The sequence below is a fragment of the Brevundimonas sp. C43 genome, assembly GCF_030732185.1.
GTDB lineage: Bacteria > Pseudomonadota > Alphaproteobacteria > Caulobacterales > Caulobacteraceae > Brevundimonas > Brevundimonas diminuta_C.
Genome location: NZ_CP132231.1, coordinates 2,682,465 through 2,707,897, shown reverse-complemented (window position 1 = coordinate 2,707,897; position 25,433 = coordinate 2,682,465). Strand labels below are relative to the sequence as shown.

Here is a 25,433-nt window from a genome sequence, read left to right as displayed (position 1 = left end):
CCTCCTTCAGGCTTCGGGTCGCGAAAATGTCCGCGCAGCGGCCGGTGCGGACAGTGGAAAGAGCAGATCCACGAAACGCTCGGCAGTCGGTTGGGGTTCGTGGTTGGCCAGGCCGGGTCGCTCATTGGCTTCGATGAAGGCGTAGTCGGGTTCGCGCGGCGACTTCACCATCAGGTCGATGCCGGTGACCGGAATGTCGATGGCGCGCGCGGCGGCGACGGCGGCGCGGATCAGGGCGGGATGCACCTCATCCGTCACATCATGGATGGTGCCGCCCAGGTGCAGGTTAGCCGCCTTGCGCACCAAGATCTCGGCCCCTTCCGCCGCCACGTCGTCGAGACGATAGCCGGCCTCGGCCAGGGTGCGTTCGGTCTCGGCGTCGATCGGGATGGTGGATTCCCCACCGGTGGCGGCGGCGCGACGACGGCTTTGGTGTTCGACGAGGGCGCGCAAGGTCGAGCGGCCGTCGCCGAAGACGCGCGGCGGACGACGCAGGGCGCAGGCGACGACCTTGTAGTCGATCACCACCAGCCGAAGGTCCTCGCCCTGAACCTGTTCCTCGACCAGAACCTCGGAACAGATGCGGCGTGCCCGAACCAGAGCCGTCTGGACCTCGCTCATCGTCGTCAGGCCGACCGCGACGCCTTGCCCCTGTTCGCCGCGCGCCGGTTTGACGACCAAGGCGCCGAACTTGCTCAGCGCTGCATCGATGGCCGACGGGCTTTCGGGATCGATCCTCTCGGGAACGCGTACGCCGGCCGCCTCGACGATGCGTCGCGTCATCCGCTTGTCGTCGCAGATGCTGAGCGCGACGGCCGAGGTCAACTCCGACAGACTTTCGCGACACCGGACCGAGCGGCCGCCCCAGTTCAGGCGAAACAGCCCGCCCTCACCGTCGATGATCTCGGTATGGATGCCACGCCGACGCGCCTCGTCGACGATGATCCGGGCATAGGGGTTCAGGTCGTGGTCGTCGGTCGGGCCGACGAACAGCGCCTCGTTGATCGGGTTCTTGCGTTTGACACCGAAGAAGGAGACGCGACGGAAACCCAGCTTTTCGTACAGGGCGATGGCCTGGTCATTGTCGTGCATGACCGACAGGTCCATGTGCGCCAGACCTTGGGTTTTGAAGTGTTCCGCCAGACGCCGAACCAGGGCCTCGCCGACGCCCGGCTGGGTCGCCTGCGGATCGACCGCCAAGCACCACAGCGAAGAGCCGCATTCCGGATCTTGAAAGGCGCGGGCGTGGTTGACGCCCGTCACGGTGCCGATCACAGCCCCCGTCACGGTGTCCTCGGCGACGAAATAGGTCAGGGTTCGGTCGTCCCGATGCGACCAGAAGAAGTCTGGCGGAACCGGCACCATCTTGCGCTTGGCGTAGATGTCGTTGACCGCCTGCGCATCCGTTTCCGACGTCAGCCGGCGCACGGTGAAGCCCCGGGGCTGGCGTCGGCTGGTGCGATAGGTCGCCAATTCCAGCCGATAGGTGTGCGACGGATCCAGGAACAGCTCCTGCGGCGCCGAGGCCAAAAGGACGTGCGGATTGCGAACATAGAAGGCGATGTCGCGCCGGTCCGGCCCCTCCGCGCGCAGGGCCTCGACCAACGGCTCGGCCGTCTCGAAGGTCTGGGCGAACAGCAGTCGGCCCCAGCCGCAGTCCAGCACCGCATCGGGGGTCGGTCCGTCTCCCGACTGCACCGGGGGCTTCAGGCCCTCGTGCCGCAGACGTTTGAGCCGATGCGCCTTTGATCGCTCGGAGCGGATATCAGACGCCATGCTGCTGCATCCACATTTCCAGGACGGCGACCTGCCAGAGTTCGGAGCCGCGAAGGGGTGTGATGTGCTCGGTCGGATTGGCGAACAGGGTGTCCAGATAGCCCCGGTCGAACAGGCCGCGGTCGCGCGCGGCCTGATTGGTCAGGGCCTCGCGCACCATCTCCAGATATGGACCCTGGATGTATTTCAGCGCGGGCACGGGGAAATACCCCTTCTTGCGATCGATGACCTCGGAGGGGATCACCAGACGCGCGGCCTCTTTCAGAACGCCCTTGCCGCCTTGCGCCAGCTTGTGCTCGGGCGGAATGCGACCTGCCAGTTCGACCAGTTCGTGATCCAGGAAGGGTACGCGCGCCTCCAAGCCCCAGGCCATGGTCATGTTGTCGACCCGCTTCACCGGGTCGTCGACCAGCATCACCTGGCTGTCCAGACGCAGGGCCTGGTCGACCGGAGTCGCTGCGCGGCCTTGCGCAAAATGGGCCTCGACCAAGGCGCGGCTGACGTCGGTGTCGGCCATATAGGCGCCGTTCAACTGGGTCTTCAGCGTGTCGTGACTTCGGTCGAAGAAGGCCTTGGCGTAGGTTCCGACCGGATCGGTCGCGCCCAGCATCGGCGGATACCAGTGATAACCGGCGAACACCTCGTCGGCGCCCTGTCCCGACTGCACCACCTTGATGTGTTTGGAAACTTCCTGGCTCAGCAGGTAGAAGCCGACGTTGTCGTAGGAGACCATCGGTTCCGACATGGCGCCGATGGCGCCCGGCAGGGCCTCCATCAGCCGCTGGTGCGGCACGAAGATCTGGTGATGCTTGGTCCCGTAATGTTTGGCGATCAGGTCGGAATAGGCGAACTCGTCGCCCTTCTCGCCATTGGCCTCTTCGAAACCGACCGAGAAGGTCATCAGGTCCTTCTGACCCAGTTCGGCCAGCAGACCGACAATCAGGCTTGAATCCACCCCGCCTGACAACAGCACGCCCACCGGCACGTCGGCGACCATGCGGCGCTTCACCGCTTCGCGCAGACTGTCCAGGACCCGGTCGCGCCAATCCTCGGCCGTCAGGGCCGCATCCTCGGGATGGCGGGTCATGTCGGGCTGCCAGTAGAGGCGGTCCTTGGCCAGCCCATCCGCCTCGATCACGCGGATGGTCGCCGGCGGGAACTTCTTGACACCCTTCAGGATCGTGTGCGGCGGCGGCACCACCGCATGGAAGGTCATGTAGTGGTGCAGGCCGACAGGATCGATGGTCTTGTCCACGTCGCCCGCCGCCAGCAGGGCCGGCAGTGTCGAGGCGAACCGCAGACGCTTGCCCTGTTCGGCCAGATACAGCGGCTTGATGCCGAAGCGGTCGCGGGCGATCACGGTGCGGCCGGTGTCGCGTTCATGCAGCACGAAGGCGAACATGCCCTTGAACCGCTCGACGCAGGCTTCGCCCCACGCCTTCCAGGCCTTGATGATGACCTCGGTGTCGCCGTGCGAGAAGAAGCGGAATCCCATCCCCTGCAGCTCTTCGCGTAGTTCGGGATAGTTGTAGATGCAGCCGTTGAACGCCAGGGTCACGCCCAGGTCGGCGTCCACCATCGGCTGCTGCGCCTTCTCCGACAGGTCGATGATCTTCAGGCGTCGGTGACCCAGTCCCACCGCGCCGCGCACAACAATGCCCGAGCCATCCGGTCCACGGGGCGAGAGCGCATCGGTCATGCGTTGAACGGCGTCGGCATCGGCCGGTCGTCCGTCGAAATTGATCTCGCCGCTAAGACCGCACATGGGTCCTCCTTGAATTGTGGAAGCAGCGGGTACAAATGGTTAGGACACGAAAGAGTTCAACCCGAATGGCCGATATTTCCCATGAGCCAGGCCCTGAAGCGGCGGTTGACGCCACCGCATCCCTTGTCCGGTCGGTCCGACGCATCGCCCAGGCGATTGATGTTCGGTCTCGAGAAATCTCGCGTCTGACCGGGCTGACGCTGCCGCAACTCCTCGTGCTGCAATCCATCCGCGCATTGGGTGAAGTCAGCACCAGCGCCATATCGCGGGACGTTTCCATGTCGGCGCCGACCGTCGTCGCAGTGCTGGACAAGCTCGAAGCCAAGGGCATGGCCGCCCGCTATCGCTCCACCGTCGATCGCCGCGTCGTCCATGTGCGTTTGACCGACGCTGGGCGGCAGGCGTTGAATACGTCCCCGGGCCTGCTCGGCGACGGCTTTCTCGCCGCCTTGGCGGAACTTCCACACAGCGAACGACTGGCGATGGCTCAAGCTGTCGAACGCCTGGCCTTTTTGATGCAGCCGCGTGACACTTCGGCCTCTTCGAAGCCGCACTATGAGGCTGCCAGCCCCTCAGAAGCGGCTCGGGATATCAAACCGGCCAATACCCGGTAGCGTTAATCCTGATCTGTCTGGTCCAACGCTATCTTCTGACCTCGAGACAATCAAAGAGGCCAAAACAGCAAGATGAGCGATGGCCCCGTGACCAGAACGAGCGCGCTCAAAGGCGCGCCCAGCCTGGGATAATCAGAAAACTTATAGCCCCCAGGTCCCATGACCAGCGTGTTGCACTGATGACCGATGGGCGTCAGGAAGTCGCACGCGGCGCCGACCGCGACCGCCATCAGGAATGGATCCGGATTGTAGCCAAGCTGCTTGGCCAGCGTCGCTCCGATCGGGGCGACGATCAGAACGGTCGCCGCATTGTTCAGGAAGGGCGTAACCGCCATTGAGGCGAGCATGACGCCGGTGATCGCGACAACGCCCGGCAAGCCTGTGAACACGTGGCGAAGCAGTCCCGCGATCAGATCGGACCCACCCGTGGATTGGATCGCGTCTGAGACGGGAATGAGGGCTGCGATCAGAACCAGCAGTGGTCCATCGAGGGCGGCATAGGCCTCACGCATCTTCAAGCCGCCCAAGGCGACGATGACGACGGCGGCGCCGAAGAAGGCGACGGCGACTGGAACCAGGCCAAGGCCGACGAGCGTCATGGCGCACGCAAGAACAACAGCCGGCATGAACCGCCTGCGCACGCTTCCGAGTTGAACCTGACGCTCCGCCAGGGGCAGTAAATCCAGCGCTCTCAGCGCGACCGGCAGCGCCTGTTCGGCGCCTTGAAGCAGGATGATATCGCCGGGGGCCAGTTTCGCCGTCCGCAGATGCTGGGTCAGTTGAAAGCCGCTTCGCGACACGCCCAGCAGATTGATCCCGTGCTGGCCGTACAGATCCGAGCTTCGAACAGACTGCCCTTGCAGCGGGGAGTTTCGGCCGATCACCGCCTCCACGATCGCAATCTCCTCGGATGCGGTCGCCATGGGAACCGGGCGATCATCACGGATGAGATTCATCTGAGCCCGACTGACGAAGCCCTCCAGCGCCTGCTGCTCGCCCTCGATCAGCAGCGCGTCGCCCGCCTTGACGACGACATTGCCTCTGGGATTCAGCCGCCGTTTTCCCGACCGGATCAACGCCATGATCTTGACCTCGCCGTCGCCGAGGGCGCCGAGAGCGGACACGGTCATAGATTGCGGAGCCCAGCCTTCAGGCGCCCTGACTTCCGTGGCATAGGCGTTGGCGGCCAGGGCCGCGCTCATGGACGTCGCGCCCTGTCGATCGCGGGGCAACAGGCGATAGCCGAACGCCAAAAACGCCAGGGCGATCAGGGTGAGCGCCAGGCCCACGGGTGCGTAGTCGAACATGGCGAAGGGTTTGCCGACGATGCTCTGACGCACTTCAGCGACGATGATGTTCGGGGCGGTCCCGACCAGGGTGACCATGCCGCCCGCCATGGCGCCGAAAGCCATCGGCATCAGGAGCCGTGAGGGAGACGACTTCGTTTGGCGCGCCACCTGAAGCGCGACCGGCATCATGATCGCCAGTGCACCGACATTCTTCGTCGCCATGGAAAGCAACGTCACGGCGCCGGTCAGAACCGGGACCTGGGAGCGCTCAGTCTTTAGCAGCGGCATCACCCGCCGCATCGCGAGCTCAATGATCCCCGACCGGGCGAAGGCCGCTGAAACGATCAGCGCGCAGGCGATGATGACGGTGACATCGTTCTTGAAACCGTCAAACGCAGCCTCGGCGGGGATGATGCCGATCGCCAATCCTGCAACCAACGCGACGACCGCGACCAGGTCGTAACGAAATCGACCCCAGATGAAGGCGCCGATTGTCAGCCCGACAAGGCCAAAGGCCAGTCCCTGTTGAAACGTCACTCGCCTAGCGCCCTTGCCTGATCAGCACGCAGCGTAGGCTCAATGCTAGAAGGCAGCCAGCCCTGGGGCTGCCATCGAAACACCCGAGACAGACCCACGGCAGCTTGGCTTTATAGCTTGGGTTGAGAGAGCCCCATTTAGCAGCGACCCTCGCCGTTTCGGCCGGGGCTTCTGGAGACCTCCCGCCGTAGTGTGAGGAGAAGTTGGGTGCGGGAGTAGGATTTGAACCTACGACCTTCAGGTTATGAGCCTGACGAGCTACCGGGCTGCTCCATCCCGCGGCAAACGGTAGTGTATCGAGAAGGAAGAACGGTTCGAGAAGAGCCCGCTAGGGCTGCGCAATCATTCTGTCCGCCTGGTAGACCCGGCGGCGACCTACTCTCCCGCGCCTTGAGACGAAGTACCATTGGCTCTGGAGGGCTTAACGACCGAGTTCGGAATGGGATCGGGTGGGGAACCTCCGACATAGCCACCAGGTCAACCAGGGGGACAGAAGGATTGCAAATCCAAGCTCAAGCAGCGCGAAGCGCGATAGCCTGAACAAGGATGAGAAGACATTGTCTTAGATTGCTCTGGTCAAGGAGCAATCATCGAATGAGTTTTGCTGAGAAACGATCAAACCGATCGGATTATTAGTACCAGTAAGCTTCATGGGTCGCCCCACTTCCACACCTGGCCTATCAACGTGGTAGTCTTCCACGATCCTCAGCGAAGCCTTGTTTTGAGGTTAGTTTCCCGCTTAGATGCTTTCAGCGGTTATCTATTCCATACTTAGCTACCCTGCTGCACAGCTGGCGCCATGACAGGTACACCAGAGGTATGTCCATCCCGGTCCTCTCGTACTAGGGACAGATCCTCTCAAGCTTCGAACACCCACGGCAGATAGGGACCAAACTGTCTCACGACGTTCTGAACCCAGCTCACGTACCACTTTAAATGGCGAACAGCCATACCCTTGGGACCTGCTCCAGCCCCAGGATGTGATGAGCCGACATCGAGGTGCCAAACTTTGCCGTCGATATGGACTCTTGGGCAAAATCAGCCTGTTATCCCTAGAGTACCTTTTATCCGTTGAGCGATGGCCCTTCCACTCGGGACCACCGGATCACTATGGCCGACTTTCGTCTCTGCTCGACTTGTCAGTCTCGCAGTCAGGCGGGCTTATGCCATTGCACTCGACGACCGATTTCCGACCGGTCTGAGCCCACCATCGCGCGCCTCCGTTACACTTTAGGAGGCGACCGCCCCAGTCAAACTACCCACCACGCCATGTCCCGGGACCGGATAACGGCCCTCGGTTAGACGTCAACGACAGTAAGGGTGGTATTTCAAGGACGACTCCACCAGAGCTGGCGCCCCGGTTTCATAGTCTCCCACCTATCCTACACATACGGTCGCTAACGCCAAGGCGAAGCTATAGTAAAGGTTCATAGGGTCTTTCCGTCTGACCGCGGGAACCCCGCATCTTCACGGGGAATTCAATTTCACTGAGCCTATGCTGGAGACAGTGGGGAAGTCGTTACGCCATTCGTGCAGGTCGGAACTTACCCGACAAGGAATTTCGCTACCTTAGGACCGTTATAGTTACGGCCGCCGTTTACCTGGGCTTCAGTTCGACGCTTTCACATCTCCCTTTAACCTTCAGGCACCGGGCAGGCGTCAGACCCTATACGTCGCATTGCTGCTTCGCAGAGCCCTGTGTTTTTGCTAAACAGTCGCTACCCCCTGGCTTGTGCCACTCAGTCCTGCTTGCGCAAGGTGAGTCACGCTTATTCCGAAGTTACGCGTGCAATTTGCCGAGTTCCTTCAGCATAGTTCTCTCAAACGCCTTGGTATGCTCTACCTGACCACCTGTGTCGGTTTCGGGTACGGTCTCTGCTGGAGTTATTTCCTGGGACAACGCCCCCGCACACACAATCCAATAAGTGGGTACGAGTTAAGCCATCCGTCACTTCCAGCTGGTGCAGGAATATTTACCTGCTTCCCATCGACTACGCTTTTCAGCCTCGCCTTAGGGGCCGACTAACCCTGCGCAGATTAGCTTTACGCAGGAACCCTTGGTCTTTCGGCGAGAGTGTCTCTCACACTCTTATCGTTACTCATGTCAGCATTCTCACTTCCGATACCTCCAGCCAGGCTCACGCCTGACCTTCACCGGCCTACGGAACGCTCCGCTACCGCTTGCAGTAAACTGCAAACCCATATCTTCGGCGCACGGCTTGAGCCCCGTTACATTTTCCGCGCAGGATCGCTTGATCAGTGAGCTGTTACGCTTTCTTTAAAGGATGGCTGCTTCTAAGCCAACCTCCTGATTGTCAAAGCAATCCCACATCGTTTCCCACTTAGCCGTGACTTGGGGGCCTTAGATGATGGTTAGGGTTGTTTCCCTTTTCACGACGGACGTTAGCACCCGCCGTGTGTCTGCCCGATAGTTCTCTTGGGTATTCGGAGTTTGGTTAGTATTGGTACCGCTCGCGCAGCCCGCAACCATCCAGTGCTCTACCCCCCAAGGAATTCGTCGGACGCTCTACCTAAATAGATTTCGCGGAGAACCAGCTATGTCCAGGTTTGATTGGCCTTTCACCCCTATCCACAAGTCATCCCAGAATTTTTCAACATTCACGGGTTCGGTCCTCCAGTTGGTGTTACCCAACCTTCAACCTGCTCATGGATAGATCACCTGGTTTCGGGTCGTCATACGTCGAACTTAGCGCCCTATTCAGACTCGCTTTCGCTGCGCCTACACCTAACGGCTTAAGCTTGCTCGACACATGAAGTCGCTGACCCATTATACAAAAGGTACGCCGTCACCGCGCTTGGCGGCTCCGACTGCTTGTAGGCTTCCGATTTCAGGATCTGTTTCACTCCCCTTGTCGGGGTGCTTTTCACCTTTCCCTCACGGTACTTGTTCACTATCGGTCGTAGAGGAGTACTTAGGCTTGGAGGGTGGTCCCCCCATGTTCAGACAGGATTTCACGTGTCCCGCCCTACTCGAGTCTCTTGCTGTTTGATGACTACGGGGCTTTCACCCACTATGGCCGACCTTTCCAGATCGTTCGTCTTTATTTCACAAGAGCACTGGCCTGGTCCCGGTTCGCTCGCCACTACTACGGGAGTCTCGGTTGATGTCCTTTCCTCCGGGTACTGAGATGTTTCAGTTCCCCGGGTTCGCTTAATGAAGCCTATGTATTCAGCTCATTATACCTTTCAACAATCCGCCAATCGCTGCTTCCGAAGAAACAGAGTTGGAAGACTGTAAAGGTGGGTTTCCCCATTCGGAAATAACCGGATCAAAGGGTGCTAGCGCCTCCCCGGTTCTTATCGCAGCTTGCCACGTCCTTCATCGCCTCTCTACGCCAAGGCATCCGTCAGAAGCCCTTCAACGTTTGATCGTTTCTCAGCAAAACTCATGCTTGGTTTATTCCGCCCGACTGGAAAGATGCCGGGGGACCAAGCCTGATTTTTGTCAGACAATGTCTTCTTCTCGAACAAGACCTCAAAGCTCAGGGGAGCCGGTCACGTTCTTCCTTTACGATATCAATGCACGCCAACCCGAAGGCCGACGGCAAACTTGAATGCGATCACAAGATCCTGGTGGAGCCAGACGGAGTCGAACCGACGACATCCTGCTTGCAAAGCAGGCGCTCTACCAACTGAGCTATGGCCCCATTCCATCAGGAATGGTGCGAAGCCCAGGAGAGCTGTCATACGATACTGTCCAAGGCTGGAGTCCAGCAGGGCTGGTAGGCCCGGGCAGACTCGAACTGCCGACCTTACGCTTATCAGGCGTACGCTCTAACCACCTGAGCTACGGGCCTATGGCAGCGACAGCCGGGTCATAAACACCCAGGCTCGCGATCGCGTCACCAACTCAACGATCCGTATGGTCGAGGCGTCGATGACGAAAGTGGAAAGAGAAACGGAGACGGCGGCGTTCCGCCGTTTATTGGAGCCTCAATAGACAGTCTCGTGAGAGACGGCCTGGAGAAGCATCCTTAGAAAGGAGGTGATCCAGCCGCAGGTTCCCCTACGGCTACCTTGTTACGACTTCACCCCAGTCGCTGACCCTACCGTGGTCGCCTGCCTCCTTGCGGTCAGCGCAGCGCCTTCGGGTAGAACCAACTCCCATGGTGTGACGGGCGGTGTGTACAAGGCCCGGGAACGTATTCACCGCGGCATGCTGATCCGCGATTACTAGCGATTCCAACTTCATGCCCTCGAGTTGCAGAGGACAATCCGAACTGAGACGACTTTTAAGGATTAACCCTCTGTAGTCGCCATTGTAGCACGTGTGTAGCCCACCCTGTAAGGGCCATGAGGACTTGACGTCATCCCCACCTTCCTCCGGCTTAGCACCGGCAGTCCCATTAGAGTTCCCAACTAAATGATGGCAACTAATGGCGAGGGTTGCGCTCGTTGCGGGACTTAACCCAACATCTCACGACACGAGCTGACGACAGCCATGCAGCACCTGTGTCCTAGTCCCCGAAGGGAAAGCCACGTCTCCGTGGCGGTCCAGGCATGTCAAAAGGTGGTAAGGTTCTGCGCGTTGCTTCGAATTAAACCACATGCTCCACCGCTTGTGCGGGCCCCCGTCAATTCCTTTGAGTTTTAATCTTGCGACCGTACTCCCCAGGCGGATTGCTTAATGCGTTAGCTGCGTCACCGAAATGCATGCATCCCGACAACTAGCAATCATCGTTTACGGCGTGGACTACCAGGGTATCTAATCCTGTTTGCTCCCCACGCTTTCGAGCCTCAGCGTCAGTAATGAGCCAGTGTGTCGCCTTCGCCACTGGTGTTCTTCCGAATATCTACGAATTTCACCTCTACACTCGGAGTTCCACACACCTCTCTCATACTCAAGACACCCAGTATCAAAGGCAATTCCGAGGTTGAGCCCCGGGATTTCACCCCTGACTTAAATGTCCGCCTACGCTCCCTTTACGCCCAGTAATTCCGAGCAACGCTAGCCCCCTTCGTATTACCGCGGCTGCTGGCACGAAGTTAGCCGGGGCTTCTTCTCCGGGTACCGTCATTATCGTCCCCGGTGAAAGAATTTTACAATCCTAAGACCTTCATCATTCACGCGGCATGGCTGCGTCAGGCTTTCGCCCATTGCGCAAGATTCCCCACTGCTGCCTCCCGTAGGAGTTTGGGCCGTGTCTCAGTCCCAATGTGGCTGATCATCCTCTCAGACCAGCTACTGATCGTCGCCTTGGTGAGCCTTTACCTCACCAACTAGCTAATCAGACGCGGGCCGCTCTAAAGGCGATAAATCTTTCCCCCGAAGGGCACATTCGGTATTAGCACAAGTTTCCCTGAGTTATTCCGAACCTAAAGGCACGTTCCCACGTGTTACTCACCCGTCCGCCACTAACTCCGAAGAGTTCGTTCGACTTGCATGTGTTAGGCCTGCCGCCAGCGTTCGCTCTGAGCCAGGATCAAACTCTCAGGTTGAGTTGACTTCTGACCTAAGCATCGGATCGACCGAAGTCGTCCTTGGCATTAGTTCTACGTATTTTATTGACGAGTTCCCACGTCATCGATCCGAAGACCGACGCATGGTATCTTTTCAAAAAGACCGCAGATAGTCAGTGTCGTATGATGACCTTCTAGGGTCATCGCAAGAACACCGCCGCCTGCGTTTCTCTTTCCAAATCAACAATGTCAAAGACCCAGGAACCTCCGGAGAGGCCCGACCGTTTAACGCCGTGTCGTCGGCGGAGGCGGCGATTTAGAGAACCGCAAACCCCGTGTCAACCGCTCTTTTCAGAGATCTTTCGGAGAGAAGAGCGAACCCTTCAGACCGCAAGAAACCACCGGAGGAAAGCGAGGCTTACCTCTAAAAACCCGTCGGCGATTCGATTGGAGCGCGGAACCTAGTGAAACCAACCGATGAAAGCAAGAAGTTTTTCGCTTCTTTCTTCCGTGGGACCTAGGAGATCTTCACCCCCGCGGCCCCGTCGGCCAGCCCGTTTCCGAGCGAGGCGGCTCTATACGGAGAGGCTGATTTGTCAGCAAGCGGATTCTGACACGAGAGGGGAAGTTTCTCGCAGACTCATGATCGTCGATCAGGGATCGTAATCCTCGAGCCTATCCGAAGCCCGTAGATACAGGCATTTCGCCTTCTCAGGCTCCGCCGAGACGCGACATCAGTTCTGGATCCTGCTCGCAGGCCGCGACCTCATCATCGAAGGCGCGTTGGGCATCCGCTTCTTCGCTAAAGGTCGCCGGCTCGGACAGCCTCAGGCTCGAGACCGCATAGGCATCGCCCTTCTGCTCGGGCGTAACGCCGCTGCGGGCGTGGAGGATGCGGGCGTCCATCGTCATTGAGCTGGTCTCCTGTTCCGATACAGAACGCATCAATCAGCTGGATGGCTCTCCTCAATCGCCAGAAATACCGTCGACGAGGCGCAAGCGCAGCTCTTCGTCATCCAGGCCCTGCACAACGATCATCTTCAAACGTGACTGTGCACCGCGTCCGACGCTGACCGACGACTTCGGGACGCCAAGGCTTTTGGCCAGGAGCCGGATCAGGGCGTCGTTAGCGTCTCCCTCGATCGAGCGGGCGCGGACGCGTACCTTGAGCACGGGTTGATCCTCGGCGTCGCTCGTCCACCCATCAATGCGCTCGGCCGCAGCGCCGGGCTGCAGCCTTACAGGCAAGTTCGCCATGCGGTCCTCTGCGGGCAGGAAAAAGGGCGCGGCTCCGATCGGCGCCGCGCCCTCTTCAGATCGATTCGACCTGGGCCTAGCCCAAGGCGGCCATCAGTTCCGGCACCACCGTCTTGTAGTCGCCGACCAGACCATAGTCCGCGACCTGGAAGATCGGGGCGTCTGCGTCCTTGTTGATGGCGACGATGGTCTTGGAGTCCTTCATCCCGGCCAGGTGCTGAATGGCGCCCGAGATGCCGATGGCGATGTAAAGCGCCGGGGCGACCACCTTGCCGGTCTGACCGACCTGATAGTCGTTGGGCGCATAGCCGGCGTCGACCGCCGCGCGCGAGGCGCCGATGGCGGCGCCCAGCTTGTCGGCGAGCGGCTCCATCACGGCATGGAATTCGTCCGCCGAGCCCAGGGCGCGACCGCCCGAGACGATGATCTTGGCGGCGCCCAGTTCGGGCCGGTCCGACTTGACCATTTCCTCGGACACGAAGGCCGTCTTGGGCGCATCTGCGCCGGCGACTCTCTCGACCGCAGCTGAACCGCCCTCAGCCGCCGCGGCGAAGGCGGTCGGGCGCACCGTGATCACCTTCTTGGCGTCCGACGACTGGATCGTCTCCAGCGCATTGCCGGCATAGATGGGGCGCACGAAGGTGTCGGCCGACACCACCTCAATGATGTCCGAGATCGGCGCGACATCCAGCTTGGCGGCCAGACGCGGAGCAAAGTTTTTGCCGTCCGTGGTCGCCGGCGTCAGGATGGCGTCGTAGCCCCCGGCCAGCGGCAGGACGGTCGCCTCGACCGCCTCAGCCAGCATCTTGCCGAGACCGGCGCTCTCCGCCAGCAGCACCTTGCGGACGCCCGCGATCTTGGCGGCGCTATCGGCGGCGGCCTTCGCCCCCTGCCCGAGGACCAGGACGTCCACATCGGACGACAGGCCCAGCGCGGCGGTCACGGTCTTGTGGGTGGTGTCGCGTACGGTCGAACCGTCGTGATCGGCGATGACGAGGACAGCCATATTACAGCGCTCCCGCAGACTTGAGCTTGGAAACCAGTTCGGCCGCATCGGCCACCTTGACGCCGGCCGACCGCTTGGGCGGCTCGGTGACCTTGATGACCTTCAAACGGTCGGCGACATCGACGCCGTAGTCGGCGACCGCCTTCATGGCGATCTCCTTCTTCTTGGCCTTCATGATGTTCGGCAGGGAGGCGTAGCGCGGCGTGTTCAGCCGCAAATCCACCGTCACCACCGCCGGCAGTTCGGCGGCGATCGTCTGCAGGCCGCCGTCAACCTCGCGCGTGACCGTGGCCTTGCCGGCATCGATCACCAGCTTGCCGGCGAAGGTCGCCTGGGGCCAGTCCAGCAGGGCGGCCAGCATCTGGCCCACCGCATTGTTGTCACCGTCGATTGACTGTTTGCCCATCAGGACCAGATCGGGCTTTTCTTCCTCGACCACCGCCTTCAGCAGCTTGGCGACCGCCAGCGGCTCCAGGTCCGTATCCGACTGGATCAGCAGCCCCCGATCCGCGCCCATGGCCAGCGCCGTGCGGATGGTTTCCTGCGCCTGGGTGACGCCGATGGAGACCACGACGATTTCCGTCGCGGTTCCGGCGGCATGGTGTTCCTTGCCTTCCTTCAGACGAACCGCCTCTTCGACGGCGATCTCGTCGAAGGGGTTCATGCTCATCTTGACGTTGGCCAGATCGACGCCCGACTGATCCGCCTTGACGCGGGCCTTGACGTTATAGTCGATCACCCGTTTGACGGGGACGAGTACCTTCATGGGTCTATCCGTGAAATCGCCTGAATGTGTGGGCAGGACATGGAGCGGTCGCGAAGGCCTGTCAACGTAACGTGGGGTCAAGCTGTGGCTTCGATCCCTATCCAACGGACCACGAGATGAAGCGTTTCCTGACCTTTCCCCGCCTGGCGATGATCTTCTTCGGCCTGTTCGGCATCACGGTCGTCGGGATTTTCGCCCTGCAGGACTACTGGGTCGCGCCCGGCAAACGCTGCGAGGCGGCGGGCAAATGGTACGACATGGAAAACCGCATCTGCGCCCAGCCCATCTCCATCGCCCAGATCACCGGCCGCCCCAATGGCGTGTCGCGCGCCGAGGCTTCGGCCGAGAAGAACCGCGAGCTGGTTCGCATCGAACAGGACCTCGCCGCCCAGAGCCGCGCCCGCGCCGCAGAGGCCGAGCGTCAGAAAGCCGCACTGGCGGCGGCGCGTCCCGCCGCCTGACCGGTTTCACCTAGCGGGTCGCGCCAGGCTTCCATTTGACGTCGCTGGCGCCGTTGGCGTTGGCGCGTCGCGCGGCGACGAACAGATGGTCGGACAGGCGGTTCAGATATTTGACCGCCTCGACGTTCACGCCCTCGCCGCTTTCGATCAGGCGCACCGCTTCGCGTTCGGCCCGTCGGCAGACGGTGCGCGCGACATGCAAATGCGCAGACAAGGGCGCGCCGCCCGGCAGGATGAAGCTGTCGAGCGCCTTCAGGCTCTCGTTCATCCAGTCGATTTCCTGCTCCAGCCGCGCGACCTGGCTTTCGACGATGCGCAGGGCCTCCCAGGCCGGAGGCGGGTCCAGCGGCGTGGCAAGATCAGCGCCCAGGTCGAACAGCTCATTCTGGATCCGGCCAAGCATGGCGTCGATCCGGTCGTTCTGGCCGCTGTTCAGCCGGGCGACCCCGATCACCGCGTTCAGCTCATCGACCGCGCCATAGGCCTCGACTCGGGCGTCGCTCTTGGACACCGGCGCGCCGGACGCCAGCCGCGTGCGACCGTCGTCGCCAGTGCGGGTGTAGATCTTGTTCAGCGTCACCATGATCAGGCTCCCTGCGTCGCCTTCCACATCATGCCGACGACCAGCAGGATGACGGCGACCGCCTGAAGCCCGACGCGTAGCCGCATCAGCTTGTTGGAATGACTGCGCGCATACTCTCCGCCCCGGAACAGCGAATAGAGGCCGAAGCCCAGGGTGATCGTCACGGCCAGGATCGCGAGGATGATCAGAATGTCGAAAATCTGCATGCCGTCGTTCTAGACCCGGATCGCTGTCACGCGCCAGCGCGGCGCGTCAAAGGGCCGGAAGGACAGGGCTCAGCCGCCTATTGAGCTGAAATTCGACGACCAAGGATATTTTTAACAGCCAAGCTAAGCCATTGGTGACATTTGTTGGCGTAGCGTCAGCCCATGACTGATCGCGCCGTCCGCAACCTGGAGCATCTCAAAAGCTCGGCTTCCACCGCTCGCGTGCTCAACCTGCTGCGCGTGTGGGAAGAGAACGGCGACAGCGCACCCGACGGCGCCGTGCGCAATCCCGACTGGGCGGCGCGTCCGATCTTCCGTACGGCGGCGCTGAACCGCGCCCTGATCATCAAGCATCGTCTGCGACGCAACGAGACCGATCTGTTCACCGGCCGACGCCAGGTGGCGACCAAGGTCGTCATCCCCATTGACGATGCGGACCTGAAGACCGGCGGCCGATACGTCTTCGTCAATCAGATCGGCTTCGAACGGATGATGATGGAGGCGTTCGGTGTTGCGCCCAACCATCCCGACATCGAGACCCTGCGCCTGATCGACAAACTGCCGTCGCTGGACCCCTTTTTGCTGCGCGAGCAACTGCGTCGCGGCGGCCTGGACCCCTCGCCCTGCTACTTCTCGATCAGCGACAGCGACCTTCAGCGCATGCTGGCCTTCGTCCGCAGCGAGATCGAGCCGCTGGTGACGCTGAGCCTGGGCGCGGATACCGTGGCCGTGAATTCGGATTCCGCCGGGCGGATGGCGTCCAAGATTCTGTCGAACACGCCCGGCGATCAGCTGGACGCCCTGAGACTGACGCTGCGCCTGGCGCCCGAACAGTATCAGGAGGGCGTCTTCTGCTGGAAAGGCTTCCTCTATTACAAGTGGACGCTGGCGGCCCTGCTGGGCGAGGTCGCCGGGGTCGCGGAGGCTGTGCGCACCATCAAGCCCGTCGGCAAGGTCGATCGCGCCGCCAAGGAATATCTGGCGCGCAGCCGCGATGTCCTGCGCGGCCGCATCATCAAGACCTGCGACGAAGTCAGCAGAACCCTGCGCGTCTATGACGACGCCTACGCCAAATTGACCCAGGAAGGCCGCCCTATCGCTTTCCGTGACTTCCTGCTGGACGCCCCGTCCATGTTCGCAAAGCTGGGCGACCAGCTGGGCGCCGTCCAGCATATCGTCAGCTACTGGCGCTTCCGCTTCGGCCCCTCCGCCGCTCCGGTGAACGTCGAGGAGCTGATGGACATCTTCATGGACTTCGAAACCGGCCTGCTCGGCCGTGGCGAACTCCCAGACGACATCGGCATGATCGCCGCCTAGCCCGATCCTAGTGCGCCGCGTCCCAGTTCGACGCCGCGCGAGCATCAACCACGAGCGGAACTGTCAGGGCCACAGCTGGCTCCGACGCGTTCTCCATCACGCGTTTGATGACGGCGATGGCGCGGTCGGCTTCGGCTTCCGGCGCCTCGAACACCAGTTCGTCGTGCACCTGAAGCAGCATGCGCGTGCTTAAGCCCGCTTCCGTCAGGGCGGCGGGCATGCGGATCATGGCGCGGCGGATGATGTCGGCGGCCGCGCCTTGGATCGGGGCGTTGATGGCGGCGCGCTCGCCGAACTGGCGCTCGGCTCCGGACTTGGAATGGATGGCCGGGATGTGGATTCGGCGGCCGAAGACGGTCGAGACGAAGCCGCTCTGGCGCACCTCGGCCTTGGTCTTGTCCATATAGGCGCGGATGCCGGGGAACCGTTCGAAATAGGTCTTGATATAGGCCCCCGCCTCGCCCTGATCGATGCCCAGCTGATTGGCCAGGCCGAAGGCCGAAATGCCGTAGACGATGCCGAAGTTGATCGCCTTGGCGCGCCGGCGGGTTTCGGACGGCATGCCCTCGACCGGCACGCCAAACATCTCGGACGCCGTCGCCGCGTGAATATCCAGTCCCGCCTTGAAGGCGCGCTTCAGCTCGGGGATGTCGCCGATATGGGCCAATAGGCGCAGCTCGATCTGGCTGTAGTCGGCGCTGATCAGGACATTGCCGGGCGCGGCGATGAAGGCCTGGCGGATTTCGCGGCCCGTCTCGGTGCGGATCGGGATGTTCTGCAGGTTGGGATCGCTGGACGCCAGACGGCCCGTGGTGGAGGCGGCCAGCTGATAGCTGGTGTGCACCCTATCGGTCTTGGGATCGGCGGCGGCGGTCAGGGCGTCCGTATAGGTGCCCTTCAGCTTGGACAGCTGGCGCCAGTCCAGGATCGCGCGCGGCAGATCGTGGCTTAGCGCCAGTTCCTCCAGCACGCTGGCGTCGGTGCCCCACTGTCCTGAGGCGGTCTTCTTGCCGCCCGGCAGGTTCAGTTCGCCGAACAGGATCTCGCCGATCTGGCGCGGCGAGCCGATGTTGAAGGGGCGTCCGGCGATCTCGTGGGCCTGAGCCTCCAGCTCGGCCATGCGCAGGCCGAACTCGCTGGACAGGCGCTTCAGCCGGTCGGGATCGATGCGGACCCCGTTCAGCTCCATGTCCGCCAGCACCGTCGGCATGCCGCGCTCCAGCGTCTCATAGACGGTGGACAGGCCCTCGCGCGCCAGACGCGGTTTTAGAATATGCCACAGCCGCAGGGTCACGTCCGCATCCTCGGCGGCATATTCCGAGGCGGGCTTCAGCGCGACGTGCTTGAAGGATTTCTGGCTCTTGCCGGTCCCCGCGACGCTCTTGAACGGAATCGGCTCGTGGCCCAGGTGCAGGCGCGCCAGCTCGTCCATGCCGTGCCCGTGAAGCCCGCCCTCCAGCACATAAGAAATCAGCATCGTGTCGTCATAGGGCGCGACGCGGATGCCCCGACGCGCCATGACGGCGATGTCGTATTTGGCGTTCTGAAGCACCTTCAGGACCGACGGGTCTTCCAGCAGCGTCTTCAGCTTGGCCAGGGTCATGGGCTTATCCAGCTGATGGATCGGCTCCGGCGCCTCGCCCGCTTCGCCAAAGAGACCGCCTTCGCCGGCCTGCGGCTCGTGCTCGTGCGTCAGGGGGATGTAGCAGGCCTCGTTCGGCCCCACCGCCAACGACACGCCGCACAGGCCAGCATGGGTCGCCGACAACGTATCGGTCTCGGTGTCGAAGCCGACGACGCCGACCTCGGTTGCGCGCGCGATCCAGCGATCCAGCGCCTCTTCAGTCTGAACGCATTCGTAGGCTGCGTGATCGAAGGTCTGAACCTCGGCCGGACCTTCGACGACCTGGCCGTAGCGAGGGGTCGCGACAGGCGCGCTCAGGTTCGGCGCGCGCTTGGGCGCAAAGGCGGAGACGTCGCTGGGTCCCGCCTTGCCGTCGCCGACGCGGCGCTGCAGCGAGCGGAACTCCATCGTCTCCAAGAAGGCCGACAGGATCGCAGGATCGGGATCGCGCACGGCGAAATCGTCGATCGCCTCGGGCGCCGGCGCATCGCAGGTCAGGCGCACCAACTCACGTGACAGACGGATCTGGTCGGCGAAGTCGATCAGAGTCTGGCGGCGCTTGGGCTGTTTGATCTCACCGGCATTGGCCAACAGGGTGTCCAGATCGCCGTATTCGTCCAGCAGCTGCGCCGCCGTCTTCGGTCCGATGCCTGGCGCGCCGGGGACGTTGTCGACGCTGTCGCCGATCAGGGCCTGCAGATCGACCATCTTCTCCGGGCCGACGCCGAACTTTTCGAAGACCTCAGGCTCGGCCAGACGCCGGTCCTTCATCGGATCCCACATTACGACGCCGCCGCCGATCAGCTGCATTAGATCCTTGTCCGACGAGACGATCACCGCCTCCCCGCCTGCATCGCGCGCCTTGCAGGCGTAGGTGGCGATCAGGTCGTCAGCCTCATAGCCGGGCAGTTCGACGCAATGCACCCCGAACGCCGCCGTCGCCTCGCGCACCAGCGGAAACTGCGGGACCAGATCCTCGGGCGGCGGCGGGCGATGGGCCTTGTACTGATCGTACAGGGTGTTTCGGAACGTCTTTTCCGAATGGTCGAAGATGGCCACCAGATGGGTCGGACCATCGGCGCCCTTCATGTCCTTCAGCAGCTTCCACAACATGTTGCAGTAGCCCTGGACCGCGCCGACCGGCAGGCCGTCGGACTTGCGCGTCAGAGGCGGCAGCGCGTGATAGGCGCGAAAGATGTAGGCCGAGGCGTCGATCATCCACAACCGCAGCGCAGGGCCGTCCTGCGTCATCTGGCGTTCGGTCTCTGGATTTGCGGGCGCAGTCGTCTCGGTCATGGCGGGAACATAGGGCTCCTACGCCCCCGCGTCAGCGTCAGAATTCGGTCCAGCTCGATCCGGGATCGCGTTGACCCGGCTGGGCCTGCTGCTGGCCCCAGGACACGACCATGAAAGCCTTGTGGCTGCGGATACGATAGGTGCCGATCATCGGCACCACCGCGCCCAGCGGCGCACCGGTCTTGGCTTCGTAGAGGAAGCCGGAAAACTCGGCGACCCCGACCCGGTCGCGGTGGCTATAGACCGACAGTTCCGGCAGGGAGACGACGTTGAAGGTCTCGTTGATCGGGATCCGCATCTCGGGGATGCCGAAGACGCGCCGCATCTGCTCCAGCGAAAGCGCGCCGGCGCGGATTTCGAACACGGCGTTCGCCTCGTCCTTGTTGCGGGCCAGGCTGAAACCGGCGTCCGAGATCGCGCCGCGTATCGCACTGACGGCGTAGCGGGTGCCCTCGCCCTGGAAATAGGCGTCGTCGATGAAGACCGAAGCGCCTGTCGGCAGCGGCAGGACCAGCCCCTCGACCGCCCGGTCCGAGGCGCGCGCCAGGAGCAGTTGCTCCGTCGCTGTGCGGCCGGTGTTGCTCTCGGTGGTCGAGGCGCAGGCCGACAGCACGACCGCCGCAACCGTCAGCAGAGCCGCCGTCCGCGCCGTCATCACCAGGCGCCGACGTTCGGCATGGAGGCCCAGGGCTCGGCCGGCGCCAGCGGCGCGCCTTCCTGAAGCAGTTCGATGGAGATGCCGTCGGGCGAGCGGACGAAGGCCATGTTGCCGTCGCGCGGCGGACGGTTGATCGTCACCCCGCCATCCATCAGCGTCCGGCAGGCGGCGTAGATGTCATCGACCTTATAAGCCAGGTGACCGAAGTTGCGGCCGCCCTGATACTCTTCCGGATCCCAGTTGAAGGTCAGCTCAACCTCGGGACAGCGTTCCGCCGCCGACTGTTTAAGATTCTTGGGCGCGGCGAGAAACACGAGCGTGAACCGGCCCGCCTCGTTCTCGGTGCGGCGCACCTCCTGCAGACCCAGAAGGTCGCAATAGAAGTGCAGCGAGGCGTCGATGTCCTTTACCCGGACCATGGTGTGCAGATAGCGCAAGGCTCGTCTCCGTCCGAACAGCGTGTCAGCCGTCTATAGACCCAACCGCCGCAACACCGCGACTGAACTGAGGTTACGGTCTCAGTGGGCCTCGGGCGCGCGGGCCGCGGGGCTCAGATATTCGTTCTCGTCGTGGGCCTGGGCCGACAGGACGAAACGCCGGTCGCAATAGCCGCACTCGATGAAGTCGTCCTCGCCCATGTCCATATAGACCAGCGGATGCCCCAAGGCCCCGCCGCCGCCGTCGCAGGCCACGCGTTTGGTCGAGACGACGATCTCTTCGGGCGGCGGGATGATGGCGTCGGAATGGCGGGGAGGCATGGTCCGGTCCGGGTCTGAAAGGCTTGCGGGCTTCCTAGGCGGACCGGCCCCGAAGGTCAAACCTTGCTGGGCGCCGCCGGGCGACGGCCCAGAAGACGGTTCAGCATCGCCTTGCGCTTCTTGAACAGGGTCAGGCCCAGACAGGCCGCGCCGACCCACAGACCGATCTCGCCGATCAGCAGCAGAGCGGCGCCGGCGATGGCGGCATGCGTCATCTCGATCTGATCAGTCTTGCCCGCCAGCAGCGCCAGTCCTCCACCGATGTAGCCGATTGCGCAGACCGCCATAGCGACGAAGCCGATCAGGCGGGTGCGGGTCAGAGGCGTCTTGGCTTTTTGAACGGCGGTCACAACGGTCTCCATCAAGTTTGGTTGTCTTTATGACAAGCAAGCTAGACACGCAAAATGCTAAAGTCAAGCATCATTGACACATGGACAGGCCTGCTTGTCTGATGCTGTCGGTGAGACAGGTTGGCGATTGCGATCCCTCGCCCTACCTATGCCGCTCGCCGTCCCGTCCGAGTGAATAACCGACCATGTCTGAGACCCCCGCCCTGCCCGACAACGCCATCGAGGTGCGGGGCCTGAAGAAGACCTATGCCGGGTCGAAAAAAGCCGCCCCGAAGACGGCCCTGCGCGGCGTCGATCTGGTCATTCCGCGCGGCTCCGTCTTTGGCCTGCTGGGCCCGAACGGCGCCGGCAAGTCGACCCTGATCAACATCCTGGCCGGGGTGGTGAAGAAGTCCGAGGGCTCGGTGACCATCTGGGGCCGCGACATCGACAAGGAGCCGCGCGACGCCGCCGCCGCTCTGGGCGTCGTGCCGCAGGAGATCGTCGCCGACGTCTTCTTCACCCCGCGCGAATCACTGGAGGTGCAGGCGGGCTTTTACGGCGTGCCCAAGGACGAGCGCCGGTCCGACGAACTTCTGGCCGCGCTGGGCCTGTCGGACAAGGCCAACGCCTATGTCCGCGCCCTGTCCGGCGGCATGAAGCGCCGCCTGATGGTGGCCAAGGCCCTGGTCCACAATCCGCCCATCCTGATCCTGGACGAGCCGACGGCCGGCGTGGACGTCGAACTGCGTCGCCAGCTGTGGGCCTACGTCCGCCGCATCAACGAGGAGGGGGTGACCATCGTCCTAACCACCCACTATCTCGAAGAGGCGCAAGAGCTTTGCGACACCATCGCCATCGTCAACCGGGGCGAGGTGGTGGCCTGCGAACCGACGCCGCAGCTTCTGCGCCGTCTGGACAGTCGCAATGTGGTCGTGACCCCGGAAACGCCCCAGGCGACGCCGCCGGTGCTGGTTGGCTTCGAGGTCACGCACCGTCCGGGCGGCGCCTTCGCGGTCGCCTACAAGAAGGGGCAGTCGTCGGTCGAGCAGGTCATCAACGCCGTGCGCGCCGCCGGCGTCACCATCGCCGACATCACCACCGAAGATCCGGACCTGGAGGACGTCTTCCTGGCCCTGACCTACGGCGATACGTCACGGGTCGATCCGACCAAGGACTAATCGACCTCGGCCAGGAACTCGAAGATCGCCGCCTTGGCCTCGGCCTCGTCCAACATGGGCGCGTGGCCGATGCCAGGAACCTCGACATAAGACATCGTCGGGGCCGCCTTCTTCATCCGCGCGGCGATGTCGGCGCTCAGCAAGTCAGAGTTAGCTCCCCGCACCAGCAGCGTCGGCCTCTTCTTCGCCAGCCGCCGGAACATGGGCCACAGATTGGGGACCAACGCCTTGGCCCCCGCCGCGCGGATCGGCACGGCGATGTCGGGATCGTAGTCGAGCGCCATCTCGCCGTCGGGCTGCTGGCGGAAAATGCGTCGCGCGAAGGCGTCCCAGTCCGCATCCGTATAATGGGGGAAGGCCACCGCATTGATCCGCTTCGCATAGGCCGCCGCATCGGCCCACGAGCCGATCTCGATCGGCTGGCCGCTGTAGGCTGCGATCCGCGCCAAGCCTTCCGGTGCCACCTCCGGCCCGATGTCGTTCAGGATCGCCGCGACCACCGCCTTGGGCCGGATCGCCGTCAGCGCCATGGTGATGAGCCCGCCCATAGAGGTGCCGACGAAGACGGCGCGGTCGATCCCGGCCTGCTCCATCAGGGCCAGAACGTCGCGCGCATAGACATCGGGCATATAGGTCATGGGGTCGGGCGCACGGTTCGACAGGCCACGCCCGCGCACATCCACCGCCAGCACCCGCCGCCCGCTCTGGGCCAGCAGCGGCGCGATGGCTTCGAAATCGGCGCTGTTGCGGGTCAGGCCGTGGATGGCGATCACCGGCGGCCGCGCAGTTCCGGCGGCGGGCGCATAATCCCGCGCAAAGAGCGTGAGCCCATCCGGCGAGGTCCAGCGGCGTTCAACGAATGGATAAGGCGCGCTCATTGGCGATGTCCTCCGATTTTGGCTCAAAGTAATTCACCAGGCGAGGAAATGCGACGTCCGGTCCTAGAGACCGACCACATCGCGCACGAAAGCGTCCAGATCGCCGCCTTCGAAGAGATAGCCCGCCACCCCGGCCCGCTCGCCGGCCTGCAGATCACGCTTTTGATCGCCGATGATGAAGGACTGGGTCGGATCCAGAGCGTGCTCGGCGATGGCCCGCAGCAACATGCCCGGATTGGGTTTGCGATCAGGGTGGTCGGGATGGCGATAGCGCGCCTCGATCGCCTCGGGATGGAAGGGCGCGGAATAGACGGCGTCGATGATCGCCCCCTCTTCGGCCAGTCGCGCGACCAGCAAATCGTTGAAGGCGTTCATCGTCTCTTCGCTGAACAGGCCTCGCGCCACGCCCGACTGGTTCGTCACGATCACGGTGCGATAACCGGCCTGGTTCATCCGCCGCACCGCCGACGCCGCACCGGGGATCAGCGTCAGATGCTCCGGACGATGCGGATAACCGCTGTCCTCGATCAGCACCCCGTCCCGATCCAGAAAGGCGGCGGGCCGGCCGGTCATGCATCGCTCCGTAGCAATTCAGAAAAGGCGGTTATCAGGTGATAGAGGCTGGACGCGGGCGCCGCCGCATCGTGAGAGCGGCCTTTGGCGTCGTAGCTGTCCACCCATAGGCCCGGCACAGCGGTCGCCAGATGCGTGTCGAACACGGCGGCGATCAGGGCCGAAACGCCGGCGTCGCCAAAACTCAACCCCGTGCGAATGGCCTCGGTTTGAGCCCATAGACGCCGCCCGCCATCCAGCACCTCTCCCGCCGGGCCGATCTCTCGGATGGCGAATCCGTCGCGATAACCCTGCGCCGCCGCTCGACGATGTAGCGCCGCGGCCAGATCAGAGCCGCCCCCGGCTTGTTGCAACAGCCAGGCCCATTCTTCGAGGTGGCCCGGCTCGATCACGTGACCCGTCGCTGTATCGGCGGACCAGTCCTCAGTGAAATATTCGCGGATCGCGCCGTCGATCAGGAAGCAGTGTTTGCACAGGTCCAGCGACACCCGCGCCGCCGTCTCGAACGCGGGATCGGGCGCAATCGCCTGCCAGGCCAGCATGGCCTCCAGCATATGCATGTGGGGATTTTGACGACGCGGCAGGCGCGGCGGCAGGGCCTCCTCCCATCCTCCCTGCGAAGACGCCATCAACCGATCGATCGCGGCCAGCGTCTCAAGCGCCAGGGGCCGCGCTCGCGCATCATCCAGGACGCGGTGCGCCGCCGCGAGCGCGAACAGAACGAAGGCCAGGTCGTAAAGATCAGGCGTCTCATCGACCACAACGCCGTCGTCATCGGTCGCCGCGACCCAAAGGCCGTCGTCACGTCGGCGGTCGGCTATCAGTTGATCCAGCCCGGCCTTGGCCACCGCACGGCCCTGCGCCCATCCCAAGGCCGCCGCTTCGCAGAACACATAGACCTGACGCGCCTGAACCCGCGTGCGACGACGAAGACCAATCACCGGCCGGCCATCGAAATCCAGCTGCTCGAAGAAGCGCCCCTGCGCGTCCACGCCCCGCTCGGCCCACAGCGGCAGGGCATAGTCGAACAGCCAGTTCGAGACCCTGGTCCGGGCGGCGGAAAGTGTCGTCATGGCGCTGGCTTAGGACGCAAGCCGACGGGCGCCAAGGCCTGTGTGCGGTAGCAAAGGGCAACGCG

At 62.8% G+C, this 25,433-nt stretch carries 21 protein-coding genes, 3 tRNA genes and 3 rRNA genes; 4 read left to right on the top strand and 23 right to left on the bottom strand.

What is annotated here, in order from left to right:
- Positions 1–6 precede the first annotated feature (6 nt).
- Together ngg and Q9R14_RS13595 are read right to left on the bottom strand one after the other, a co-directional pair.
- Positions 7–1,776 (bottom strand): N-acetylglutaminylglutamine synthetase, encoded by a 1,770-nt coding sequence (gene ngg, locus Q9R14_RS13600; protein ID WP_306002744.1) that lies wholly within the window; start codon positions 1,774–1,776, stop codon positions 7–9.
- On the bottom strand, positions 1,766–3,541 hold the full coding sequence (locus tag Q9R14_RS13595; protein ID WP_306002743.1) for an N-acetylglutaminylglutamine amidotransferase: 1,776 nt from the start codon (positions 3,539–3,541) through the stop codon (positions 1,766–1,768). The genes ngg and Q9R14_RS13595 overlap by 11 nt, the downstream gene beginning before the upstream one ends.
- A gap of 65 nt (positions 3,542–3,606) precedes the next feature.
- Here Q9R14_RS13595 and Q9R14_RS13590 point away from each other — a divergent pair, with 65 nt between their 5' ends.
- A complete protein-coding gene (locus Q9R14_RS13590; RefSeq protein WP_306002742.1) occupies positions 3,607–4,155 on the top strand; it encodes a MarR family winged helix-turn-helix transcriptional regulator in 549 nt (182 codons plus the stop codon).
- A 50-nt stretch (positions 4,156–4,205) separates the two neighbouring features.
- On the opposite strand, the gene Q9R14_RS13585 is transcribed toward Q9R14_RS13590, so the two are convergent.
- The 11 genes from Q9R14_RS13585 to Q9R14_RS13535 all read right to left on the bottom strand — a co-directional run bounded on the left by Q9R14_RS13585 (position 4,206) and on the right by Q9R14_RS13535 (position 14,431).
- Positions 4,206–5,981, bottom strand: coding sequence for an SLC13 family permease (locus Q9R14_RS13585; protein ID WP_306002741.1), 1,776 nt, complete (start codon positions 5,979–5,981; stop codon positions 4,206–4,208).
- Positions 5,982–6,185: 204 nt separating this feature from the next.
- Positions 6,186–6,262, bottom strand: a tRNA-Met gene (locus Q9R14_RS13580).
- An 81-nt stretch (positions 6,263–6,343) separates the two neighbouring features.
- A 5S ribosomal RNA gene (gene rrf, locus Q9R14_RS13575) occupies positions 6,344–6,458 on the bottom strand.
- A gap of 134 nt (positions 6,459–6,592) precedes the next feature.
- Positions 6,593–9,373, bottom strand: a 23S ribosomal RNA gene (locus tag Q9R14_RS13570).
- Positions 9,374–9,573: 200 nt separating this feature from the next.
- Positions 9,574–9,649, bottom strand: a tRNA-Ala gene (locus Q9R14_RS13565).
- Positions 9,650–9,722: 73 nt separating this feature from the next.
- Positions 9,723–9,799: transfer RNA gene (locus tag Q9R14_RS13560), tRNA-Ile, on the bottom strand.
- 181 nt (positions 9,800–9,980) lie between these two features.
- Positions 9,981–11,441 (bottom strand): 16S ribosomal RNA (locus tag Q9R14_RS13555).
- The 16S, 23S and 5S rRNA genes sit together here with 3 tRNA genes alongside, the layout of an rRNA operon.
- 672 nt (positions 11,442–12,113) lie before the next feature.
- Positions 12,114–12,314, bottom strand: a complete 201-nt coding sequence (locus tag Q9R14_RS13550; RefSeq protein ID WP_306002740.1) for a hypothetical protein — start codon at positions 12,312–12,314, stop codon at positions 12,114–12,116.
- Between the two features lie 54 nt (positions 12,315–12,368).
- Positions 12,369–12,659 (bottom strand): DUF167 family protein, encoded by a 291-nt coding sequence (locus Q9R14_RS13545; RefSeq protein ID WP_306002739.1) that lies wholly within the window; start codon positions 12,657–12,659, stop codon positions 12,369–12,371.
- Positions 12,660–12,735: 76 nt separating this feature from the next.
- Positions 12,736–13,665, bottom strand: coding sequence for an electron transfer flavoprotein subunit alpha/FixB family protein (locus Q9R14_RS13540; protein WP_306002738.1), 930 nt, complete (start codon positions 13,663–13,665; stop codon positions 12,736–12,738).
- 1 nt (position 13,666) lies between these two features.
- Positions 13,667–14,431 (bottom strand): electron transfer flavoprotein subunit beta/FixA family protein, encoded by a 765-nt coding sequence (locus Q9R14_RS13535; RefSeq protein WP_017505433.1) that lies wholly within the window; start codon positions 14,429–14,431, stop codon positions 13,667–13,669.
- Positions 14,432–14,547: 116 nt separating this feature from the next.
- Between Q9R14_RS13535 and Q9R14_RS13530 the strand changes: the two genes are divergently transcribed.
- Positions 14,548–14,892, top strand: coding sequence for a hypothetical protein (locus tag Q9R14_RS13530; protein WP_295195578.1), 345 nt, complete (start codon positions 14,548–14,550; stop codon positions 14,890–14,892).
- A gap of 10 nt (positions 14,893–14,902) precedes the next feature.
- On the opposite strand, the gene Q9R14_RS13525 is transcribed toward Q9R14_RS13530, so the two are convergent.
- Positions 14,903–15,475, bottom strand: a complete 573-nt coding sequence (locus Q9R14_RS13525; RefSeq protein WP_306002737.1) for a cob(I)yrinic acid a,c-diamide adenosyltransferase — start codon at positions 15,473–15,475, stop codon at positions 14,903–14,905.
- A 2-nt stretch (positions 15,476–15,477) separates the two neighbouring features.
- A complete protein-coding gene (locus Q9R14_RS13520) occupies positions 15,478–15,681 on the bottom strand; it encodes a twin transmembrane helix small protein (RefSeq protein WP_295216457.1) in 204 nt (67 codons plus the stop codon).
- Between the two features lie 162 nt (positions 15,682–15,843).
- Between Q9R14_RS13520 and Q9R14_RS13515 the strand changes: the two genes are divergently transcribed.
- Complete coding sequence (locus Q9R14_RS13515) at positions 15,844–16,998, top strand: hypothetical protein (protein ID WP_306002736.1); 1,155 nt, start codon at positions 15,844–15,846, stop codon at positions 16,996–16,998.
- 7 nt (positions 16,999–17,005) lie between these two features.
- On the opposite strand, the gene polA is transcribed toward Q9R14_RS13515, so the two are convergent.
- The 5 genes from polA to Q9R14_RS13490 form a co-directional block, all read right to left on the bottom strand.
- Positions 17,006–19,918 carry a DNA polymerase I gene (gene polA, locus Q9R14_RS13510; protein ID WP_306002735.1) on the bottom strand — a complete coding sequence of 971 codons (2,913 nt, stop codon included), beginning with the start codon at positions 19,916–19,918 and terminating at the stop codon, positions 17,006–17,008.
- 37 nt (positions 19,919–19,955) lie between these two features.
- Positions 19,956–20,573 (bottom strand): DUF6655 family protein, encoded by a 618-nt coding sequence (locus tag Q9R14_RS13505; RefSeq protein ID WP_017505427.1) that lies wholly within the window; start codon positions 20,571–20,573, stop codon positions 19,956–19,958.
- Entirely contained in the window at positions 20,573–21,013 is a 441-nt protein-coding gene (locus tag Q9R14_RS13500; protein ID WP_306002734.1) for a VOC family protein, read from the bottom strand. Before Q9R14_RS13500 ends, Q9R14_RS13505 begins: the two co-directional genes overlap by 1 nt.
- 81 nt (positions 21,014–21,094) lie before the next feature.
- A complete protein-coding gene (locus Q9R14_RS13495; RefSeq protein WP_017505425.1) occupies positions 21,095–21,334 on the bottom strand; it encodes a zinc-finger domain-containing protein in 240 nt (79 codons plus the stop codon).
- A gap of 56 nt (positions 21,335–21,390) precedes the next feature.
- Positions 21,391–21,684, bottom strand: a complete 294-nt coding sequence (locus Q9R14_RS13490; protein ID WP_306002733.1) for a hypothetical protein — start codon at positions 21,682–21,684, stop codon at positions 21,391–21,393.
- 185 nt (positions 21,685–21,869) lie between these two features.
- On the opposite strand from Q9R14_RS13490, the gene Q9R14_RS13485 reads away from it, so the two are divergent.
- The gene (locus tag Q9R14_RS13485; protein WP_306002732.1) at positions 21,870–22,844 is read left to right on the top strand and encodes an ABC transporter ATP-binding protein; all 975 of its coding nucleotides are present in this window, start codon (positions 21,870–21,872) and stop codon (positions 22,842–22,844) included.
- On the opposite strand, the gene Q9R14_RS13480 is transcribed toward Q9R14_RS13485, so the two are convergent.
- From Q9R14_RS13480 to Q9R14_RS13470, 3 genes are all read right to left on the bottom strand, one after another.
- Positions 22,841–23,722, bottom strand: a complete 882-nt coding sequence (locus tag Q9R14_RS13480; protein WP_306002731.1) for an alpha/beta hydrolase — start codon at positions 23,720–23,722, stop codon at positions 22,841–22,843. The two genes, Q9R14_RS13485 and Q9R14_RS13480, sit on opposite strands and share 4 nt — an antisense overlap.
- 63 nt (positions 23,723–23,785) lie before the next feature.
- On the bottom strand, positions 23,786–24,295 hold the full coding sequence (locus tag Q9R14_RS13475) for an HAD family hydrolase (RefSeq protein ID WP_306002730.1): 510 nt from the start codon (positions 24,293–24,295) through the stop codon (positions 23,786–23,788).
- Complete coding sequence (locus Q9R14_RS13470) at positions 24,292–25,368, bottom strand: AGE family epimerase/isomerase (RefSeq protein ID WP_306002729.1); 1,077 nt, start codon at positions 25,366–25,368, stop codon at positions 24,292–24,294. The genes Q9R14_RS13475 and Q9R14_RS13470 overlap by 4 nt, the downstream gene beginning before the upstream one ends.
- Positions 25,369–25,433: the final 65 nt, after the last annotated feature.